The sequence below is a fragment of the Nonomuraea sp. NPDC049625 genome, assembly GCF_040675285.1.
GTDB lineage: Bacteria > Actinomycetota > Actinomycetes > Streptosporangiales > Streptosporangiaceae > Nonomuraea > Nonomuraea angiospora_A.
Map to the genome: position 1 here is coordinate 46,304 of NZ_JBFAOQ010000036.1, position 17,785 is coordinate 64,088.

General features: G+C 69.5%; 13 protein-coding genes and 1 pseudogene. 10 read left to right on the plus strand and 4 right to left on the minus strand.

Translation table 11 applies throughout. The features are described 5' to 3' along the window. Positions 1–203: 203 nt before the first annotated feature. Entirely contained in the window at positions 204–713 is a 510-nt protein-coding gene (locus tag AB0J87_RS62410) for a hypothetical protein (RefSeq protein ID WP_363985226.1), read from the minus strand. On the opposite strand from AB0J87_RS62410, the gene AB0J87_RS62415 reads away from it, so the two are divergent. From AB0J87_RS62415 to AB0J87_RS62425, 3 genes are all read left to right on the plus strand, one after another. After that, entirely contained in the window at positions 703–1,803 is a 1,101-nt protein-coding gene (locus AB0J87_RS62415; protein ID WP_363985228.1) for a hypothetical protein, read from the plus strand. The genes AB0J87_RS62410 and AB0J87_RS62415 overlap by 11 nt on opposite strands. Positions 1,804–2,468: 665 nt before the next feature. Then, positions 2,469–3,191, plus strand: coding sequence for a GDSL-type esterase/lipase family protein (locus tag AB0J87_RS62420; RefSeq protein ID WP_363985230.1), 723 nt, complete (start codon positions 2,469–2,471; stop codon positions 3,189–3,191). Between the two features lie 85 nt (positions 3,192–3,276). Beyond that, entirely contained in the window at positions 3,277–6,366 is a 3,090-nt protein-coding gene (locus AB0J87_RS62425; RefSeq protein WP_363985232.1) for a TIM-barrel domain-containing protein, read from the plus strand. Between the two features lie 224 nt (positions 6,367–6,590). Here the strand turns inward: AB0J87_RS62425 and AB0J87_RS62430 are convergent, their stop codons facing one another. Together AB0J87_RS62430 and AB0J87_RS62435 are read right to left on the minus strand one after the other, a co-directional pair. Continuing rightward, positions 6,591–7,568: a hypothetical protein gene (locus tag AB0J87_RS62430; protein WP_363985234.1), complete on the minus strand. Its 978-nt coding sequence runs from the start codon at positions 7,566–7,568 to the stop codon at positions 6,591–6,593. Between the two features lie 356 nt (positions 7,569–7,924). Beyond that, a pseudogene (locus AB0J87_RS62435) lies at positions 7,925–8,199 on the minus strand (helix-turn-helix transcriptional regulator); the annotation flags it as partial. 261 nt (positions 8,200–8,460) lie between these two features. Here AB0J87_RS62435 and AB0J87_RS62440 point away from each other — a divergent pair. The 7 genes from AB0J87_RS62440 (at position 8,461) to AB0J87_RS62470 (ending at position 16,883) form a co-directional block, all read left to right on the plus strand. Then, positions 8,461–8,715: a hypothetical protein gene (locus AB0J87_RS62440; protein ID WP_363985236.1), complete on the plus strand. Its 255-nt coding sequence runs from the start codon at positions 8,461–8,463 to the stop codon at positions 8,713–8,715. A 353-nt stretch (positions 8,716–9,068) separates the two neighbouring features. Further along, positions 9,069–9,743, plus strand: coding sequence for a hypothetical protein (locus AB0J87_RS62445; RefSeq protein WP_363985238.1), 675 nt, complete (start codon positions 9,069–9,071; stop codon positions 9,741–9,743). Between the two features lie 203 nt (positions 9,744–9,946). Continuing rightward, on the plus strand, positions 9,947–10,474 hold the full coding sequence (locus AB0J87_RS62450) for a hypothetical protein (RefSeq protein ID WP_363985240.1): 528 nt from the start codon (positions 9,947–9,949) through the stop codon (positions 10,472–10,474). A 263-nt stretch (positions 10,475–10,737) separates the two neighbouring features. Further along, on the plus strand, positions 10,738–11,385 hold the full coding sequence (locus tag AB0J87_RS62455) for a hypothetical protein (protein ID WP_363985242.1): 648 nt from the start codon (positions 10,738–10,740) through the stop codon (positions 11,383–11,385). A 104-nt stretch (positions 11,386–11,489) separates the two neighbouring features. Further along, on the plus strand, positions 11,490–12,173 hold the full coding sequence (locus tag AB0J87_RS62460; RefSeq protein ID WP_363985244.1) for a hypothetical protein: 684 nt from the start codon (positions 11,490–11,492) through the stop codon (positions 12,171–12,173). Between the two features lie 146 nt (positions 12,174–12,319). Next, positions 12,320–12,448, plus strand: a complete 129-nt coding sequence (locus AB0J87_RS62465; RefSeq protein WP_363985246.1) for a hypothetical protein — start codon at positions 12,320–12,322, stop codon at positions 12,446–12,448. Positions 12,449–12,569: 121 nt separating this feature from the next. Continuing rightward, positions 12,570–16,883, plus strand: coding sequence for a WD40 repeat domain-containing protein (locus tag AB0J87_RS62470; protein WP_363985248.1), 4,314 nt, complete (start codon positions 12,570–12,572; stop codon positions 16,881–16,883). Here the strand turns inward: AB0J87_RS62470 and AB0J87_RS62475 are convergent. After that, positions 16,880–17,383: an inclusion body family protein gene (locus tag AB0J87_RS62475; RefSeq protein WP_363985250.1), complete on the minus strand. Its 504-nt coding sequence runs from the start codon at positions 17,381–17,383 to the stop codon at positions 16,880–16,882. The two genes, AB0J87_RS62470 and AB0J87_RS62475, sit on opposite strands and share 4 nt — an antisense overlap. Positions 17,384–17,785 lie beyond the last annotated feature (402 nt).

Consider the following 17,785-nt stretch of genomic DNA (forward strand, 5'->3'; position numbering starts at 1 on the left):
CCGGCGGCAGGGAGGGATCGGCCGGTCGGCGCCCCAGAGCCGAGGGCGGTTCAGCCGCCGACGGGCCGACCCCGGATGTCATGAGACTCTGGTTGTATCGATACAACTCGTTTAGGGACGCCTCAGGAAGGCGTGAGAGCCGCGGCCTCGTCGAACGTCACCGCCGCGCCGACGAGCGGTGCGGCGCAACGGGTGCTGTCGTACTATCCGGTCCGGATGCGCGGGGCGAGCAGGTCCACACGACGGACTGGGCCGACGCCGTTCGCTCGGGCAGCCGCCGCATCGAGATCTGGCGCAGCGACGACCTGCTCGAATGGGGAGAGCAGCGGCACGTCCTGATGTCCGGCGAGGCCGCCGGCATGACCTGGGCGCCGGCGGAACTCGGGCACGGGTGGCTGATGTTCGCCGATCACTTCGGGCTGGACTTCCATGGATACGTCCCGTTCGCCAACCGATGTCACCACGGACGCTTGGCGGTGCGTACCGGCCGCGATCACGCCCAACACCAAGCACGGCGCGGTCCTGCCGCTGTGCGTCAGCGAATACGAACGGCTGGCCGGCACGCGGTTTCCTTCATAGAAAACGTTCGCTACGACGGAAGCGGCAGGTGAGCACCGATGGCGTCGAACCGGCGAACCCAAACACTTACCCTTTTCTCGAACAGATCCCATCTCATCGCCGGGCGCCGGTTTAATCCCGATCATGAGATCCATCCGACAGGGGGCCGTACTGGCCGTGGTCACGGTCATGACGGCTGTGGTCACTCCAGTGGCCGCGACAGCCGCGCAGAGCTCGTGCGAGGCGCCGCCACGGAGCAGCCCCACCTACGACGACTTCGTGCTCACGTACAAGTCCGAATGCGCCACGAAGAAGAACTACGACCGGACGTTCCAGGACGTCACGGCGTCCGTCCTGGTCGACAAGCGCAACAAGCTGTCGGTCACGACGTCGACGGCGCTGGCCGGCGCGATCGCGTCGGTCAAGGTGAACAACAAGGAGTTCATCTCCAGTGGCGGCCACGGCGCCGCATTCCAGTACGCCTTCCACGCCTGGCAGGAAGGTAAGGCGGCGACCGAGTGCTACAACCCCACGCAGGCCGGTACCCGCATGGACGACGTGGACCAGCCGCCTCCCTACCACGGTCCCAGCACGAGCGCGCTCTACACCATGGCCCGGTCCGGCAGCTCCATCCGCACGGCGGGGAGGCCCGCGATGTTCGTGACCCTCGCGGACACGAAACCGGGCTGGGGCAACTGCCGCAGCGCCGACCACCAGGACAAGCGCTCCCCGTTCACCATGGGACTGTCGCCGTACTGGCTGCAGACCGAGATCGAGCTCGCCCCCGATCATGACGTGCCCGCGCTGGAGAACGTCTTCCGCGCCACCGCCACGATCACCTCGGACGACGAACCATATGACCACTTCAGCGGCGTCTTCGTCGCCTACCTGCAGCCGGACTTCACGAAGGTCTTCGCCTACAGCCCCGCCACCGGTCGCCTGTCGCCCAAGCCCGTGGAGTCCCACACGAGCAAGGACCCCATGGTCCGTTGCACGGACGACGACCGCTACTGCCTCGGCATGTACATCAAGCCCGAAGTTCTCAGCGGCAAGGCCTACTACTACACGATGACCCGCCCGCCCATGGACTACAACGGCCACTTCGGCGAGAACACCATCCAGGTCACCAGCCCCGGTGGAGCCATGGACAAGGGCGACAAGGTCAACTACGAGACCTACGTGGTCGTCGGCGACAAGAGCCGCGTCGAGCAGACCATGACCCAGCTCCACCGCGCCTTCAAGTAGTCGGCCCTTGGTCGGGCCTTCGCGCCCACCCTCAGAACCCGAGCCGCTCGCGTGAACCCTCATAACCACCCGCGAGTGTTAATGAGGGATTCACCGCGTTCTCGCGTTGGCTGGAAATGATCACCCCGGCGAATGCGGAGGCGTGCGTGAAGACGCGAAGAACGACTGGCGGAAGTGGCCTTGCTCATGTCCATCGGGGCGACCTCGTTGCTGGGCCTGGCACCCCCCGGCGACAGCGGCCGACCGGGACTTCATCCTTACCCTCAACGCCTCTGACCTCGGCATGGATCCCGCTGACCCGCGGGACATCGTGCCGGAGATGCAGGCAGACATCACGGAGCACGGCGGGCTGGGCCCCGCGATCAAGCAGACGCTCGCCGACAACCAAGACGGCGCCACCATCGATACCTCGGAGTGGCCGAATTTCGACGGCACGGTGAACATGACCTCCGACAACGCCGGCCTGGCTGTCACCATCCCGGCCGGGAGGTCACCACCTCCTGGTCCTCGAAGACGATTGCCGCCGGGGTGATCGCCTGGACCACGGGGTACGGGATCAGGTCGCTGTGCATCTCGGCCATGGTGGCCAGCCGGGTGGGCGCCGCGACCTTCCGCTGATCTGCACTCCCCGCCAAGGCGTCGTTACCGGCATCATGGGACCGCTCATGATGAACGCGTTCAACGGAACCCGGGGCACCCCCAAGGCGGCTTCCTGCGGGAGAAGCGTGGGCGAAGGAGAATTTCGCCCACGCCATACAGAACGTCGGTACCTGGAGTTGTACGCCTATCTGAAGGACAGCTGGAACCGCGTCGACTTCGTCGGGTCGGTGAAGGCCGGCGAGATGAGTGACAAGGACGACCAGGGTCACCCGGGCAAGCGGATCGGCGAGATCGCGGCCTTCGCCTGTTGCACCGTGCCGCGGTATCAGCCGAACGTGATCACCCTGCACGCCGGCACCAATGACCTGAACCGGAACTACAACCTGCCGGCCGCGCCCACCCGGCTCAAGAAGCTGATCAACCAGGCGCTGACGCACTCACCACGTGCCACGGTGCTGGCCGCCAAGCTCATCCCGACCGGCAAGGCCGGCTGCAGCCGCGCATCGACGCGCACCCGACGGACGCGGGCTATGCCAAGATGGCCGGCGGCGGACGACAAGGGCTGGATTCAGACCCCGCTGCCCGAGAACGCAGCCAACGGCTGCAACCCGGCTGACTCCCCCGTCGACGACGACCCGGAACCGCGGCGGCAACTAGACAGTCGCTGGAAGGGTGCCATCTGCATCCGCCCGCTCTCCGCCGACCGCGTCCCACTTCTCGTCCTGAACCGCCCACGACCAGCTCAGACCGAGCCATCCCCTCCCCGATCGAGACGCGCCCGTTCCTGACCGATTAGGCCCCACTCGATCTTGTCAGGAGCTCAGCATTGGTCGATAGTGGCGGCAAAGCGATCAGATTCGGTCGGGAGTCGTCATGAGATCAGGCCCCTTCCAGCGCATCGCCGCCGCCGCGATCATCGCGGCGGCGATGTCAACCGTCGCCCCCGCTCCGGCGGGGGCGGCCCACGACACCCGGATCAAGGCGGTGACCTCGGGAAACGCCCGTTTCCAAGTGCTCTCCCCCACCCTGATCCGGACCGAGTACGCGGGCGACGCCAAGTTCGTCGACGCGCCGACGTTCAACGCGGTCGGCCGCGACGCGTTCGCGCCCGCCTCCTTCACCTCCAGCACGTCGAACGGCTGGCTCACCATCAGGACGAGCGCGCTCACCCTGCGCTACCAGGTCGGCTCCGGCCCGTTCACCACCCGCAATCTGTCGGTCGGTCTCAGGACCGCCACCGCCGCGCCGTGGCAGCAGCTGACCTGCTCCGCCGGAGCCCTGTGCGAGGCCGAGGACCTGTCGTACAGCGGCCTGGCCGTCGCCACCGACCACGCGGGGTTCACCGGCGCGGGGTTCCTGGCCGGGTTCGAGGGGGCGGGGAGCTCCCTGTCCGCCGACGTCGAGGTCACGGCCGCGGGCGCGTACCAGTTCGCCATGCGTTACGCCAACGCGGTGGGCGGCGACGGCCAGCACACCACCCGCACCCTGAGCCTGTCGGTGGACGGCGGCGCGGCCCAGGCCGTGACCCTGCCGACGACCGCGAACTGGGACACCTGGGCCGTCACCACCCCCGCGCTCCAGCTCGCCGCGGGCCGCCACACGATCACGCTGGCCCGCACGGCGACGGACTCCGGCAACGTCAACATCGACAGCGTCGCCCTCCTGCAGCCCGACGCCGCGTACCCGCCGACGTCGGCCAGGGCGACCATCGACTGCGCGTACGGGGTGAGCTGCGAGGCCGAGGCGGGCAGGCTGGCCGGCACGGCGAAGGTGGCCGCGGACCACGCGGACTACTCCGGCAGGGGGTTCGTGGCCGAGCTGAACCAGGGCGCCGGCGTGGCCGCCCGGCTGGTGAACGTCCCCGCCGACGGCACGTACACGCTGCACGTCCGGTACGCCAACGGCGTCGGCGGTGACGGCCTGCACCAGACCCGCACCGCCACCGTCACCGCGGGCTCCGCCACGCAGCAACTGACCTTCCCCACGACTGCCGACTGGGACACCTGGGCGACGGCCTCCCTCCCGGTCACCCTCAAGGCGGGCGCGAACGACATCACCCTGAGCTGCCCGACCGCCTGCCGCGTCAACCCTGACACGCTCGCCGTGACCGCCACCGGCACGCCAGCGCCCCCGCCGCACCTTCCTCTCGGCGGGTACCGACGCAGCCTCGACAACGTGAACGGCGACAACGGCCCTCCGCCGACCACCCCTGGCCTCCTGCACAAGGACGGCTGGTACCTGCTCGACGACACGCCCTCGGCCCTGTACGACCCGGCCACGAAGAAGGTCACCCAGCGCTCCGCGCAGCGGCCCTACCAGGACGGCTACTTCTTCGGCTTCGGCCGCGACTACAAGCGGGCCCTGTCGGACCTGGCCACCCTGACCGGCCCGCCCGCGCTGCTGCCCCAATGGGCGTACGGCGTGTGGTACTCCGAGTACATCGACCGCACCGCGGCCGACTACCAGAACACGATCCTGCCCAGGTTCCGCTCCGAGGGTGTCCCGCTGGACGTCCTGGTCACCGACACGGACTTCAAGTCGCCGAACACGTGGAGCGGCTGGCAGATCGACCGCGCGAAGTTCCCCGACCCGAAGGCCTTCTTCGACTGGTCCGCCTCCCAGGGCCTGCACAACACGCTCAACACCCACCCCAGCATCGTCGGCGACGACCCCCAGTTCGCCCAGGCTCAGGCCACGGCCAAGGGCAAGCTCCGCAAGGGCGGCTGCGCGGGGGCGGCGGGGCCGAACTGCCACACCTTCGACTGGGGCGACCCCGACCAGCTCAAGGCGTACATGGACCTGCACAAGACCATGGACCAGCAAGGCAACGACTTCTGGTGGCTCGACTGGTGCTGCGACGCCTCGCAGTCCTCGCTGCCCGGCGTGACCCCTGACGCCTGGATCAACCAGCAGTACGCGGCTGCCAACGGCGGGTTCGTGATGTCCCGCGCGTACGGTTCCCTGCAGACCGGCTCGTACGCCGGGCGCTCCGGCCTGCCGACCGGCCCGTGGGCGGACAAGCGCACCACGCTCCACTTCACCGGCGACACGTCCTCCACGTGGGGCACCCTGCGGGTCGAGGTCGGCTCCACGCCGGCCGAGTCGGCGGCCACCGGCATGGCGGCCATCAGCCACGACATCGGCGGCCACAACGACACCACCGGCCTGCAGGGCTCGGAGACCTACATCGTGAACGGGCAGACCAGGCGGACCACCAAGCTGCCCGACGACCTGTACGCCCGGTGGGTCCAGTTCGGCACCTTCCAGCCGATCGACCGCCTGCACAGCAACCATGGCGACCGGCTGCCCTGGCAGTACGGGGCCGCGGCGAAGGACTCGGCCAAGAAGTTCCTCAGCCTGCGGGAGAGCCTGGTGCCGTACACGTACACGCTCGCCAAGGAGGCCAACGCCACCGGCGTCCCGATCGTTCGCCCGACATATCTGGAATATCCCGAAGAGGAGGCCGCCTACGCCACGGCCGCCACCCAGTACTTCTACGGCCCCGACCTCCTGGTCGCCCCCGTGACCACGCCCGGCGCCACGGCCACGACCTCGGTGTGGTTCCCGCCGGGGCAGTGGACCGACTACTTCACCGGCCAGACCTACAGCGGCGGCACGACCCGGAGCATCACCACCGGCCTCGACACGATGCCCGTGTTCGTCAGGGCCGGAGGCATCGTGCCGACCCGTACCGCCAAGGACAGGATGACCGTCAGCATCGCGGCGGGGGCCTCAGGCTCGGTCACGCTGCACGACAAGACCAGGATCCGGTACTCGGAGTCGGGCGGGCGGCACACCGTGAGAATCAGCGGGAGGACGACCGGCCGCCAGTGGACCCTCTCCCTGCGCAACGCGGCACCGCCCACCAACCTGCCCGCGAACGCGTACCAGTACGACAGCGCCACCCGCACCCTGACCGTCACCCTCCCCCAGCACAACCCGGTCACCTTCACCTACAGGTGATACCGCCGGCGCCGTGAGCGCCCGGCGGGCTCGCAGGGGCCCGCCGGGCGCTCCGACGTCTCAGGTCACGCCGACCATGACCGCCAGGGCCTCAGCCGGGTACGACACCTCGCCCTGCCGCTCGATCACCCCACGGATGGCCCGCAAGACTGCAAGGCTCGGCTCATGGATGAGCAGCACGAGCCGACGACGACCTGCGGCCGGTTACGTCGAAGACCGGGCGCCTAGGAAAGCCCCAGGTTCCGGCGCGCCCGGGCGTAGCGGCGTCCTGGCATGAGAGACGCCGCCGACCACGGCAGGATTGCCGGCATGCGCCTGCCCGCACCCGCCAGCAGGCGCTGCGCGCGGGTGAGGTGCCCGCCGAAGTAGAACGCGGCACCGAACAGGTGCATGGCGTCCAAGGCACGCGGATGCGGCCGGTTGCCGTCACGCCACTTGTCGGCCGCCTCGATCAGCGGGTCCGCCACGTCGGAGTTGCCGAAGTAGGCCTCCAGGATGTCCTGAGCGGATTGCTCGGTCTCGTTGATCTCATTCCACACGATCTCGAAGTGCGCCAACGGCAGCATGGCCGTCACCGGGTCGCCCGCACGCGCCGATGCCGTCACACCCCGAACGAAGGCGAGCAGCTCTTCGTCGGAGCCGTACCATTTCGCGCACAGTGCCTGGACGCGGCTGTAATGCCCGAGGTACAGGTGCGGATCACGAGCGGTCAGCTCCTTCCAGACACGGTCGAGCTCCTCTCTGCCGCTCTGCATGCCGATCCCATGCCACTGCAGCCGGTCCCACGGCACAGGATCGTCCGGCAGCGCCTCCGCCGCCTGCTCCAGCGGCCCGGCCGCGCTCGCCAGCACCTCCCAGAAACGGGCGAAGCGCTCCTCCCCCACGTACGGGGCCCGGAAGGCACCGCGAATCGCCCACGCCTGCTCGATCCGCGCGGCGCCGAGCCAGAGCAGACCGTCGGCGTTGTCTCCAGCCAACCGGCCCAACGACTCGGTGTGCGAGGCGCCGGCGATCGCCAGCTGTTCGACGCGGAGTGCCCGCAGTTCGTTGTCGCCGCGGGCCTGGTTGATCAGTTCCAGGCCGGGCTCCAGTCGCCCGGCTTTCACCTGCGGCAGGACCTGCTCCAGCGCCGGGTCGTCCCAGGACCTTCCCAGCCGCATCCGCGACGTCTTGTCGAGCAGATCAACGACCGTCCGGATCACCCTTATCAACGACATCCGTGATCAATAGCGCAAGCGGCCGTAGAGCCGCAACACGAGCTGGAACGTCTCCTCCCAAGGACCTTGGCGGCTCGACGGTCTTGAAGACGACCCCGCCGTTGACGCCGGCGGAGGGGCGATCGGTCCGGCTGCCGTCAGTATCCGGACGGGGTACGAGGCGTGTACGGGGTTTCCAGGAGGTGGGCCTCGTCAGCGGTGAGGTCGATGTCGAGGGCGGCGACCGCGTCGGCGAGGTGCTCGGGGCGGGTGGCGCCGATGATCGGGGCGGTGCTCAGCAGGCTCGCTCGTACGGACGCGGCTGCCGCGCGGGTTCGGCGTTTCGTGCCGGGCCGGATCGCGCGGGCCAGGTCCGTCAGATGTTCCCGTTCCGCGCCGTCCAGCCGCAGCGCCCGGGCGAGCGCGTCCAGCACCGAATCCGATGCCCCGGCGACCTGCCCGCGTTCAAGGCGCGTGTAGTAGTCCACGCTCACCCCGGCGAGCCCGGCGACCTCGTCGCGCCGCAGTCCCGGCACCCGGCGTGCGCGCATCCCGTAGTGCAGCACCCCCGCCTCCCCGGGGTCAGGCGGGCGCGGCGCGACATCAGGAATTCGCGCAGCTCACGTTTCGGATCCATGCGCTTCACGCTATGTACTACCTGGACCGTTAAGGCAGGCCCTGCCATTACCTGCATAACCGCGCCCTGCCCAACCGGCTGAGGGCCGGCTCGGATTCACCGTACTCGTAGGCGCCCGAGACGCAGGCCGCGGCGCCCACGCCGTCGCCGCCCTCACCACGGACGGCATCGACGCCCGCCCGCCGGCCTTGGACGTCACCGACGACGCCTCCATCGCCGCCGCCGCACGCCAGGTCGAGAACGAGATCGAAACACCTGGACGTGCTGGTCAACAACGCCGGCATCGCCGAGCCCAACCCCGCCCCCAGCCAGACCACCCGCGCCGATATGCGGCAGGTGTTCGACGTGAACGTGTTATGTTGCGCAACCGGCCTCAACGACCACACCGGCCTCCGCTCCGCCGACGACGGCGTCTCGGTCGTGATCACTCTCGCCACCCTGCCCGCCGACGCGCCTACCGGGCAGTACTCGGGCACCCTGTTCGCCACCGGCCTGAACGGCGCAGCCGCCTGGTAGCCCCGTACGCCTGGACAAGATCGTGACCGCTCACGATCATGCTCTTCCGGTGCCAGGGCATCGACACCTCGCCCCTGGTCCTGCGGCCTCCTCAATAGGTCCTGTTGCGGGCGGCCCTTACCGCGGCACTATTTGCGGGCGCTCGCGCGGGGCGTACGTTTTGCTGACCCGACCGTTTTTGGAACGGTCCGGCACGAGGACGAGGTCGACGGAGCCCTATCAGTTCTTCACCCCCCCTTCCCGCCGCCACCGCCGACCGCGACACCGTAAAGGTGTGGTTCTTCCAACGAAAGGTCCAGGTCAGCGCCCTCTGTTCCGGCCACACCCCGAGGTCGGGCTTCAGCCTGGACACGATGACCGCCCTGAGGAGCAAGCTCACGACCTACGAGAGCAGGGTCGGCCTGAACGAGATGACCCCAGGCGCCGCGATCACCCAGTTCCAGCAGTGGCTGGACGCCTACGGCGACAACGGAGCGTGGCAGATCTACGTCGACGACCAGGCCCGCAAGGACAGCGCCGAGCGGGAGCGCCAGCGGGTCGAGGTCGAAGCGAGGAAGATCAGGGACGCCGAGAACGCGGCCCGTTCCACGGCCACGGGCATCTGCGATCGATACCGCGCGGGGCTGCTGAGCAGCAGAGCGAGCGAGACACCGGTGGGACGAGTCGTCTGCGGCTTGGCCGTGATCGGCTCGCCCGGGGTGACCTACGAGGGTTTCAGCGGCCAGGACCTGCACCAATACGCGACCACCCCTCTCATCACCGCACTGGTCAGCGGCATCACGCAGTCGGAGAAGTGGCCGCCGGAGTCCTGCGCCGAGGTGGACGCGCTCAAGCGCTGGCTGAACGGCCCCGGCGCCGGCATCAGCTCGGTCGAGAAGATCCCCGGGGACACCTTCGTCTTCCATGCCCGGGTGTGGCACCCGGGAGGCAAGTGGGGCGGTAAGGAGACCTCGCCGGGCTGGAAGGACCGCGGCGCCTGCGTCTACTGCCAGCACTGGATCAGGCGCATCGGCGCCAGGAGCGTGTGAGCCCCGGCGGGCGTCCCGCGGGGCGCCCGCCGCAGACTCCATCCGCTGGTACGCGTATCGGCGTGACCCAGCGCGCACGGCAGCCTGGCGGCCGGTCTCCGCCTGCGGGCCCGGTCGGCCGTGTGCCATCGAAGTCCGGTCGTCGCGATCGTACGGATGTCCCCTCGCGTTCCGCCGCAGTCCCCAGGGCTTAGCCTGCATGGATGCAGCGCATCCTCGTAGTTGGCATCAGCGGGGCGGGTAAATCCACCATGGCACGGGCCCTGAGCAGCCAACTCGCCGTGGCCTATCACGAGATGGACGCCCTGTACTTCGCCGGTCCCGGTTGGGCCGTGAACGAGCGGTTTCCCGCTCAGGTCGCAGAGATCGCCAACTCACCGGCCTGGGTCTTCGACTCGTTCGGCTACCCAGAGGTCCGTGACTTGCTATGGGAACGCGCCGACACCGTCGTATGGCTGGACTACCCACGGCGGGTCATCATGCCTCGGATCCTGCGGCGGTCACTGCGCAGGACACTTCTCCGCGAATCAATCTTCAACGGGAACCGCGAGACCGTGGCGGAATGGTTCCGGCGAGATCACCCCGCATGGTGGGCATGGTCCCAGCACGCGGCGCGACGAGCGGACATACAGCAGCGCATCGATGACCCACGCTTTGCTCCCTTGCAGGTGATCCGCTTCACCACGGCGTCCTCGTCTGCGACCTGGCTCGGTTCCATCGGGCATCGGTGACACCGGTCCGGCTTCGGTGGCACGGGACAGTTGGCCCTACGCCGCGATCTTTGTCCGTGCGGAGTACCAGCGGGTCGATGAAGGAATCTCCGGCGCGGCTCGAACCAATGAGCGTTCAGTGGCATCCAACAAGGTCACGGTATCTGAAGGGATTCATGTGATCATCGGGTTGAACGGCGCCTCCGGGGCAGCGACCATGTCGACAGGCGACCGGGGATGCTCATGACGCAGGGTGCCTACGCAGCCGTGAGCGCGTCCCAGGCATGGTGATCCGCAAACGCGCCCCACGCGCGGCGCAGCGAATCGACGTGGCCCGCCTTCCCGAAGATGTCGTGGCGCTCATCGACGCCCTCGAGCCTGGCGAGAACGTGGTCGTCACGCGTGACGGCGCGTCGATAGCGACAATCTCCAGCACCATCGACGTGGTCCAAGGCGCCATCGTCGATCGCGACGCGCCGGACGAGGCCAACGATCAAGCACCGATCGACTTCGAGAGCGTGACGGTCGTGGCCACCGCGATGGAGCTGTCGACCGCGGCCCGGGTTGCGCTGTCGACCCAGCTCGGGGCGGACTACGTAGTGCTCGACATGCATGCGGCTCCCACGACAACCGATGTACTGCTGGTACCTCCAGGCAGCCCGCAGCTGATCGCGGCGCTCCGATCGATGTTCCCGAAAGCTCGCGTCGTCGTCACCGAAATCGAGGACCACGAACTCGGAGTTCAGTACCACGGCCCGGTCCGACGCCTGCTCGACGCCGGCGCCGATGCGTATCTACCTCCGGCGACCCTCCCGCTCCTGGCCAGGCAGCTTGACTACACCCTGAATCAGGGGCGCGAGATCGCCGGCGGGGCTGCTGCACCGTTGCAGATCGCACCGACCGCGGCGCCGGCAGATCCAGACGACGAATGACCCCGCACACATGGCCATGAGCAGGGTTGGATGGGTCTGAGAGCTTGTTGAGATCGCCGGCGTACGGTCTCATGGACCGCAACGAGGGGCATAGCGGGGCAGGCATGGAGGGACATATCGAGAAGGCCAAGCTGTCCTATGAGCACCCTGTCTTCGTCGGCGATGTCGGTGAGCCGGCCGCGGCGGAGCGGGAGCTGGACAAGGTCGAAGCCGATCTCGCTTTGGCCCGGGGACGGATCTTGCACGCGCGGTTCCTCGATGACCGGCGCGAGGACCCACGTGAGCTGGCGCTGTTCGAGCGTGCGGCACACCTGTACCGGACGCTGGGTGATGCGGCGGGCCAGGCGGGTTCGGTGTTCTGGGAGGGCTGTTTCCACCAGGTCGTACGGAGCGACCCCGACCGCGCCATCCCCCTCCTTGAGCAGTCGTACGACCTGGCCACTGCGGCAGGCGACCGATACACCCAGTGGGAAGTGCTCCGGCACCTGGGGATCGCGGACCATGCCGCGGGCCGGCTGGACGCCGCCCGGCAGCATCTGGAGGCGTCGGTACGGCTATGCCGGGAGCTCGGGCTGCCGGCCGCCGTCGCCGCCAACCAGGTAGGGCTGATCTACATCGCCGCCGCGCAGGGGCGACGGGACGACGCGGTGGCGCTGGCCGCAGAGGCGTACGCCACCGCCGAGGCGTGCGGGGCCCACCGCATCATGCGGCAGGTCGCGGAGGCGCGTATCCAGACCATGGCGCCGGACACCGATCATGGCGAGACCCACGATCAGAGCGCGCCTTGAGCCGCTGAAGCTTCGACGTCGCAAGCTCGAGGTTCGCCGTCGCAGACCTCGCGGAATAGAGCGGGGAAGAGCGCTGTTCACGCCATCAAGTTCAGATTTCAACTGTTGACGAGGGGATTATTGTGGAGATCGCCTTCATGTTGGTCATGAGCGTCATCGTGGGCACCTTCCTCGCCGGTGCGATGACCGTCCTCGCGCTGAGCGGCATCAAGGACCGGCAGTGGCCGGTGCTCCGGCGTCGGCGCGTCGTCTACCGCGGCTTCATCCCTCGCTGAGCGCGCCGACGCGGCTGATCAGGATCCGCCTGCAGCCCGCCCGTACCGGACGTAGCGACGAGCCCGCCGTCGGCGATGAACCGGTACGGCAGGGTGCCTTCGCGGACGGACGGGAGCGCGCATGGAGCCGACCGGGGAGGAGCCCGGAGCCCAGCAGGCACGCGCGGCCCGGGAACGGATCGCCGACGTGGTGCGGCGCATGGGCGGCGGCCTGCTGAAGCTGTCGCCGCACGGGATCGTGGTGACGCTGTGCGCGTGCGCCCTCATCCCGCTGACCTCCGGCAACCTGCTCGCCGCCGGGGCCGACGTGCTCGGCGGGGTGGGCGGCAACGTGCTCGCCGACGTGCTGATCAAGGCGGCGGACGCGCTGCGGCGGCGTACCTCCGGCCGTCCTCCCACGCAGGAGGAGCTCGAGGCCGAGGTCGTCGCCCGGCTCCTCGCAAGCCTGGAGGAAGGCGGGGAGGGCGCCGCCGAGCTGCGGCGCGCGATGGCGGCGGTGCTGCACCGGGTGGACGCGGCGGGCGCCGCCATCGAGGCGGCCCTCGTCAGCGGCGACCGCCGGATCCAGGAGCGCCTCACCGAGGCGTTCGGCGAGCTGAGCGGCGACTTCGCCGAGTTCCGCCTGCTTCTGGAGGACATGTCGCGCAAGGTGTCGGAGCTTCTGCGGGTACGGCACCACGAGGAGGCGCGGGCCCGGAGCGACCGCGATCTCATGCTCAGGCAGTACGAGCATTCGATCCGGATCCTCGAAGAGCTGTCGCTGCTCAACGGGCGCCTGGACGCCCCGCGGCCGGAGGGGGCACCCGGTCCCGGCTGGCGTGCCGGGCTGGCGCCGTACCGGGGATTGTGGCCGTTCGAACGGGAGCACGCGCCGATCTTCCACGGCCGTGAGCGGGACACCGCCCGGCTGCTCGGCCGGCTGGCGGAGCGCCTGACCGGGTCGGGCCTGGTCATGGTGGCCGGGGCGTCAGGAGCGGGCAAGTCCTCGCTGCTGCGGGCCGGGCTGCGGCCCGCGATCTCCCGCGGCCTGCTGCCCGGCGCGCCCGGCAGCGAGCACTGGCCGCAGGAACTGATGACGCCGGGAGAGCACCCGCTCGACGAACTGGCGGTCCGGCTGAGTCATCTCGGTCAACTGGAGGCCGGGGCGGTGCGCCGCTCGCTGGGAGCCAACCCTCAGGACGCGCACCTGACCGTGCGGCACGCCGTACTGGCCGAGGCCGAGCGGCTGAAGCGCCGCGACCCGGGCCGGCTCGTCCTCGTCGTGGACCAGTTCGAGGAGGTGTTCCTCCTGGCCGGGCGGGAGGAACGGGAGGCGTTCGCCACCGCCCTGGTGGCGGCGGCCCGCTCGGCCGCGCTCGTGGTCCTGGGCGTGCGCGGCGACTTCGCCACCGAGTGCAACGCCCATCCCGTGCTGGCCGAGGCGCTGGACGGCGGGCAGTACACGCTGGGCCCCATGACGGAGTCCGACCTGCGCCGCGCCATCACGGGACCGGCCACGGCGGCCGGGGTCCAGGTCGAGCCGGCGCTGGTCGACGACGTGCTGCATGACCTGCGCTCGCGGACCGGCGAGGCCGCCTACGGCACGGGCGCGCTGCCCCTGCTGTCGCACGCGATGCTGCTCACCTGGGAGAAGTGCGCGGGCGGCCCGCTGACGAGCCAGGCGTACGGCGAGGTCGGCGGGATCGCCCACGCCGTGGAGTCGGCCGCCGACGAGGTGTACGAAAGCCTTTCCGCCGAACGGCGTCAGGTCGCGCGGGAGGTCTTCCTGAGGCTGGCCGTCATCGGACCCGACGGGCGGCCCGTGCGCCGCCGCGTTGCGCGCGACGAGCTGGTCGGCAGGCGTCCGGCGGGCGGCACGGACGACGTCGAAGCGGTGCTGGAGGCGTTCACCGAGCGCCGGCTCCTGATCCGGAGCGGCGACCCGGGTGACGGCCGAAGCGGCGACGCGCACGGCGCGGTGGAGATCGCCCACGACGCGCTGCTGGAGGAGTGGCCCAAGCTCAAGAAGTGGCTCGACGAGGGCCGCGGCGACCACGTGCTGTTCCGCCAGTTCCTGGACGGCGTCGCCGACTGGGAGGCGAGGAAGCGCGACCCGGAATTCCTCTACCGCGGCACCCGGCTGGCGGCGCTGCGAGAGGTGTTCCCGCGCTGGGAGGCGGACCCCGTGCGCGGTCCCGCGCTGACCGGGGCACAGCGTGTGTTCCTGCGCGAGAGCGACCGGCTGGAGAGGCGGGCCACCCGCTTCCGCCGCGCGGGTCTGGCCGCGCTGGTGATCCTGTTCCTGACGTCGGTGGTCGGGGCGGGCGTCGCCGCGAACCGCGCCGCCGAGGCGAGCGCGCAGGAGGACGCCGCGCGCTCGCGCGAGCTGGCGGGCCGCAGCCTGGAGCTCGGCGAGACCGACCCGGCGCTGTCGCGGCTGCTGGCGGTGGCGGCCCGGAGGATGAGGGACACGCCGGAGGCCCGCGCGGCCATGACCGCCGCCCTGCTCAACCCGGCCCGCTCCGTGTTCACCGGCCACACGGGGGTGGTGGACGAGGTGGCGTTCGCGCCCGACGGCAGACTCCTGGCGTCGGCGGGGCGCGACGGCACCGTCCGGCTGTGGGACACCGCGACGGGCCGCCAGGCCGCGCGCTTCACCACCGGGCCTGGGGAATGGGCGACGGGGCTGGCCTTCAGCCGGGACGGCCGGCTGCTGTTCGGCGCGAGCCGCACGGAGCAGGACGACGGGGGCGCGATCCGGATCTGGGATGTCGCCACCCGGCGCCCCTCCGGCGATCCGATCGCCGTCCCCGGGTTCACCGATGGGACCACCACGCCCTTCGAGGCTCTGGCCATCAGCCGGGACGGCGCCACGCTCGCCGCCGCAGGAGGGGACGGCACGCTGTACCTGTGGGACGTCGTCACCCGCCGGCGGATCGGGGACTTCGAGGCCGACCAGGCCGAGGACGTCACCTTCAGCCCGGACGGCAGGACGCTCGCCACTGCCGGCACGCGCGGGCAGGTGCTGTTCTGGGACGTGGCCCGGCACCGCGAGATCAGGCCCAGCCCGGTGACCCGTACGGGGAACATCGAGGCGTGGAAGGTGGCCTTCACCCCCGACGGAACCAGACTGCTGAGCGTCGACAGCGACGACACCGTGCGCTGGTGGGACACCGCCACCCACGCGCGGATCGGCGCCCCGCTCAAGGGGCCCGGCGCCGCTCTGGCCGTCAGCCCGGACGGCACGCTCCTGGCCGCCGACGGTGGCGGCGGCACGGTCGTCCTGTACGACACCGTCACCCGCGAGCAGGTGGGGACGCCCCTCGTGGGCCACACCGGCACGCCCCAGGACGTGACGTTCTCCCCGGACGGGACGCGGCTGGCGAGCGCCGGCGTGGACGGCACCGTCCGCGTGTGGGACCTCCTGCGCGGCCGGCAAGCCGGCAGACCTGTCACCAAGCAGGGCACGGGCACCGTCTACGGCATGGCGCTCAGCCCCGACGGGAGCACGCTGGCCACATCAAGCGTGCCCGGCGCCTTCCTGTGGAACCTGGCCGCGCGCGACCGGCTTGGCGGGCCCCTGTCGGCCGGTGAGATGGGCGAGCACGGCCCGGTCGCCTTCAGCCCCGATGGCAAAGTGCTCGCCACCGGACAGAGCAACGGGGCGATCCTGCTGTGGGACGTCGCCACGCGGCGCAAGATCGGGGAACCGCTGCTCGGCCATGCCGCGCACCTCGACAACTGGGTGCTGGCGCTGGCGTTCAGCCCCGACGGCGCGACGCTCGCCAGCACCGGATTCGACGACACTTTACGGTTCTGGGACGTGCGCGCGCACCGGCAGACGGGCGCGCCGGTGACCGGCGTCCAAGCCTCGTCCCTGGCCTTCGCCGCCAAGGACGCCACCCTCGCCATCGGCATGGACGACGGGACCATCAGGCTCTTCGATCCGCGCACACGCAGCGACAAGGCCACCCCGCTGCGCGGCCACACCGGCGCCGTCGAGCACGTCGCCTTCAGCCCGGACGGCCGCCTCCTCGTCAGCGCGAGCGCCGACCGGACGATCCGGCTGTGGGACGTGACCACCGGACGACAACTCGGGCAGCCACTGGTCGGACACACCGACACGGTCTGGATGGTGGCCTTCTCCCCCGATGCCCGGCTGCTCGCCAGCGCCGGCCGCGACCGGACGATCCGGCTCTGGGACGTCGCCACCGGGCGGCAGCTCGGCCGCCCGCTGACCGGCCATCGCGAGGACGTCTCCGCAGTGGCCTTCACCCCTGACGGTCGCGCGCTGGTGAGCACCGGCTACGACAAGACGATCCGGCTCTGGAACGTGGCTTTGCCCGCCGTGAGCGTGGAGAACGTCTGCGCCTTGGCCCAGCGGGCGCTCACCCGGCAGGAATGGGGCCTGTACGTGCCGGGCAGAGCGTACGAGCCGGTGTGCGCCGGCCCCTAGGGCTGAATATTGATGAAGGGGTCCCAGCAGTAGTAACCCTGCTTCTCACCCTTGTGGTTGAGAATCATGAAGCTGAAGTTGTAGGTGACCGTCCCCGTGTCCAGGACCTCGCACTCCCAGTAATAGCTGTTGATTCTCTGGGTGGTGGGATTCAGCGGATCCTGGCTGTTCGGCTGTGGCTCGCTGAGCATCACCGACCTTGGTACGGGGGTGCTGATCAGGTCCTGTCCGGCCAGGGTGTTGAACCTGTAGAGGATGCCGGTGTACTCGGAGTTCAGGGATAGTGTCGTCTCGCGCCACCTGATGATGTCCATAGGCGAGGCGTTGATTGTCAACTCGCTGCCCGGAGCGCCGCCGAGTTGGTTCTGCCGGGTGGTCATGTAGATCAGGTTGCTGCTGTCGGGGATCGATGTCGGGCCGTTCGGATCGGTGTTCTTGCCGAACCTTCCGAGAATGGTTTCCGCGTCGATGGCGATGAGGACGTTGATGAATTCTGACATGCAGAAATTCCCCCTGTCGTATCCGACGAAAACAGACCGTGCCCAGACCTCAATCACGACTTGAAGGCCGCCGGGCGAATGCCTCCACCATGATCTTTGACATTGAGTGCTGTCAAGGATGCATAATGTAACCCAAATAAATTCGGGTTATCCCGTAACGCTTAGCACTGAGGGGATGAGCAGCCGGAATACGTCCCCAGCGGGCCAGAAGGGCGCGCCGTCCCCCCGCCCAAATGTGGCAGACAAGACAGGTGTGCATTACTGAAATGCGCGCTTCCGGCTTGATCACATATCGCGCAGTGGCGGTTAGCCTCGATCTTTCTCGACCTTGAGTTGGTCGGCTGAGAGGTTCGGCTGGGGGTCGATTTTCTCGCTGTGGTCAGCGTGGATGCCCGGCTGTCG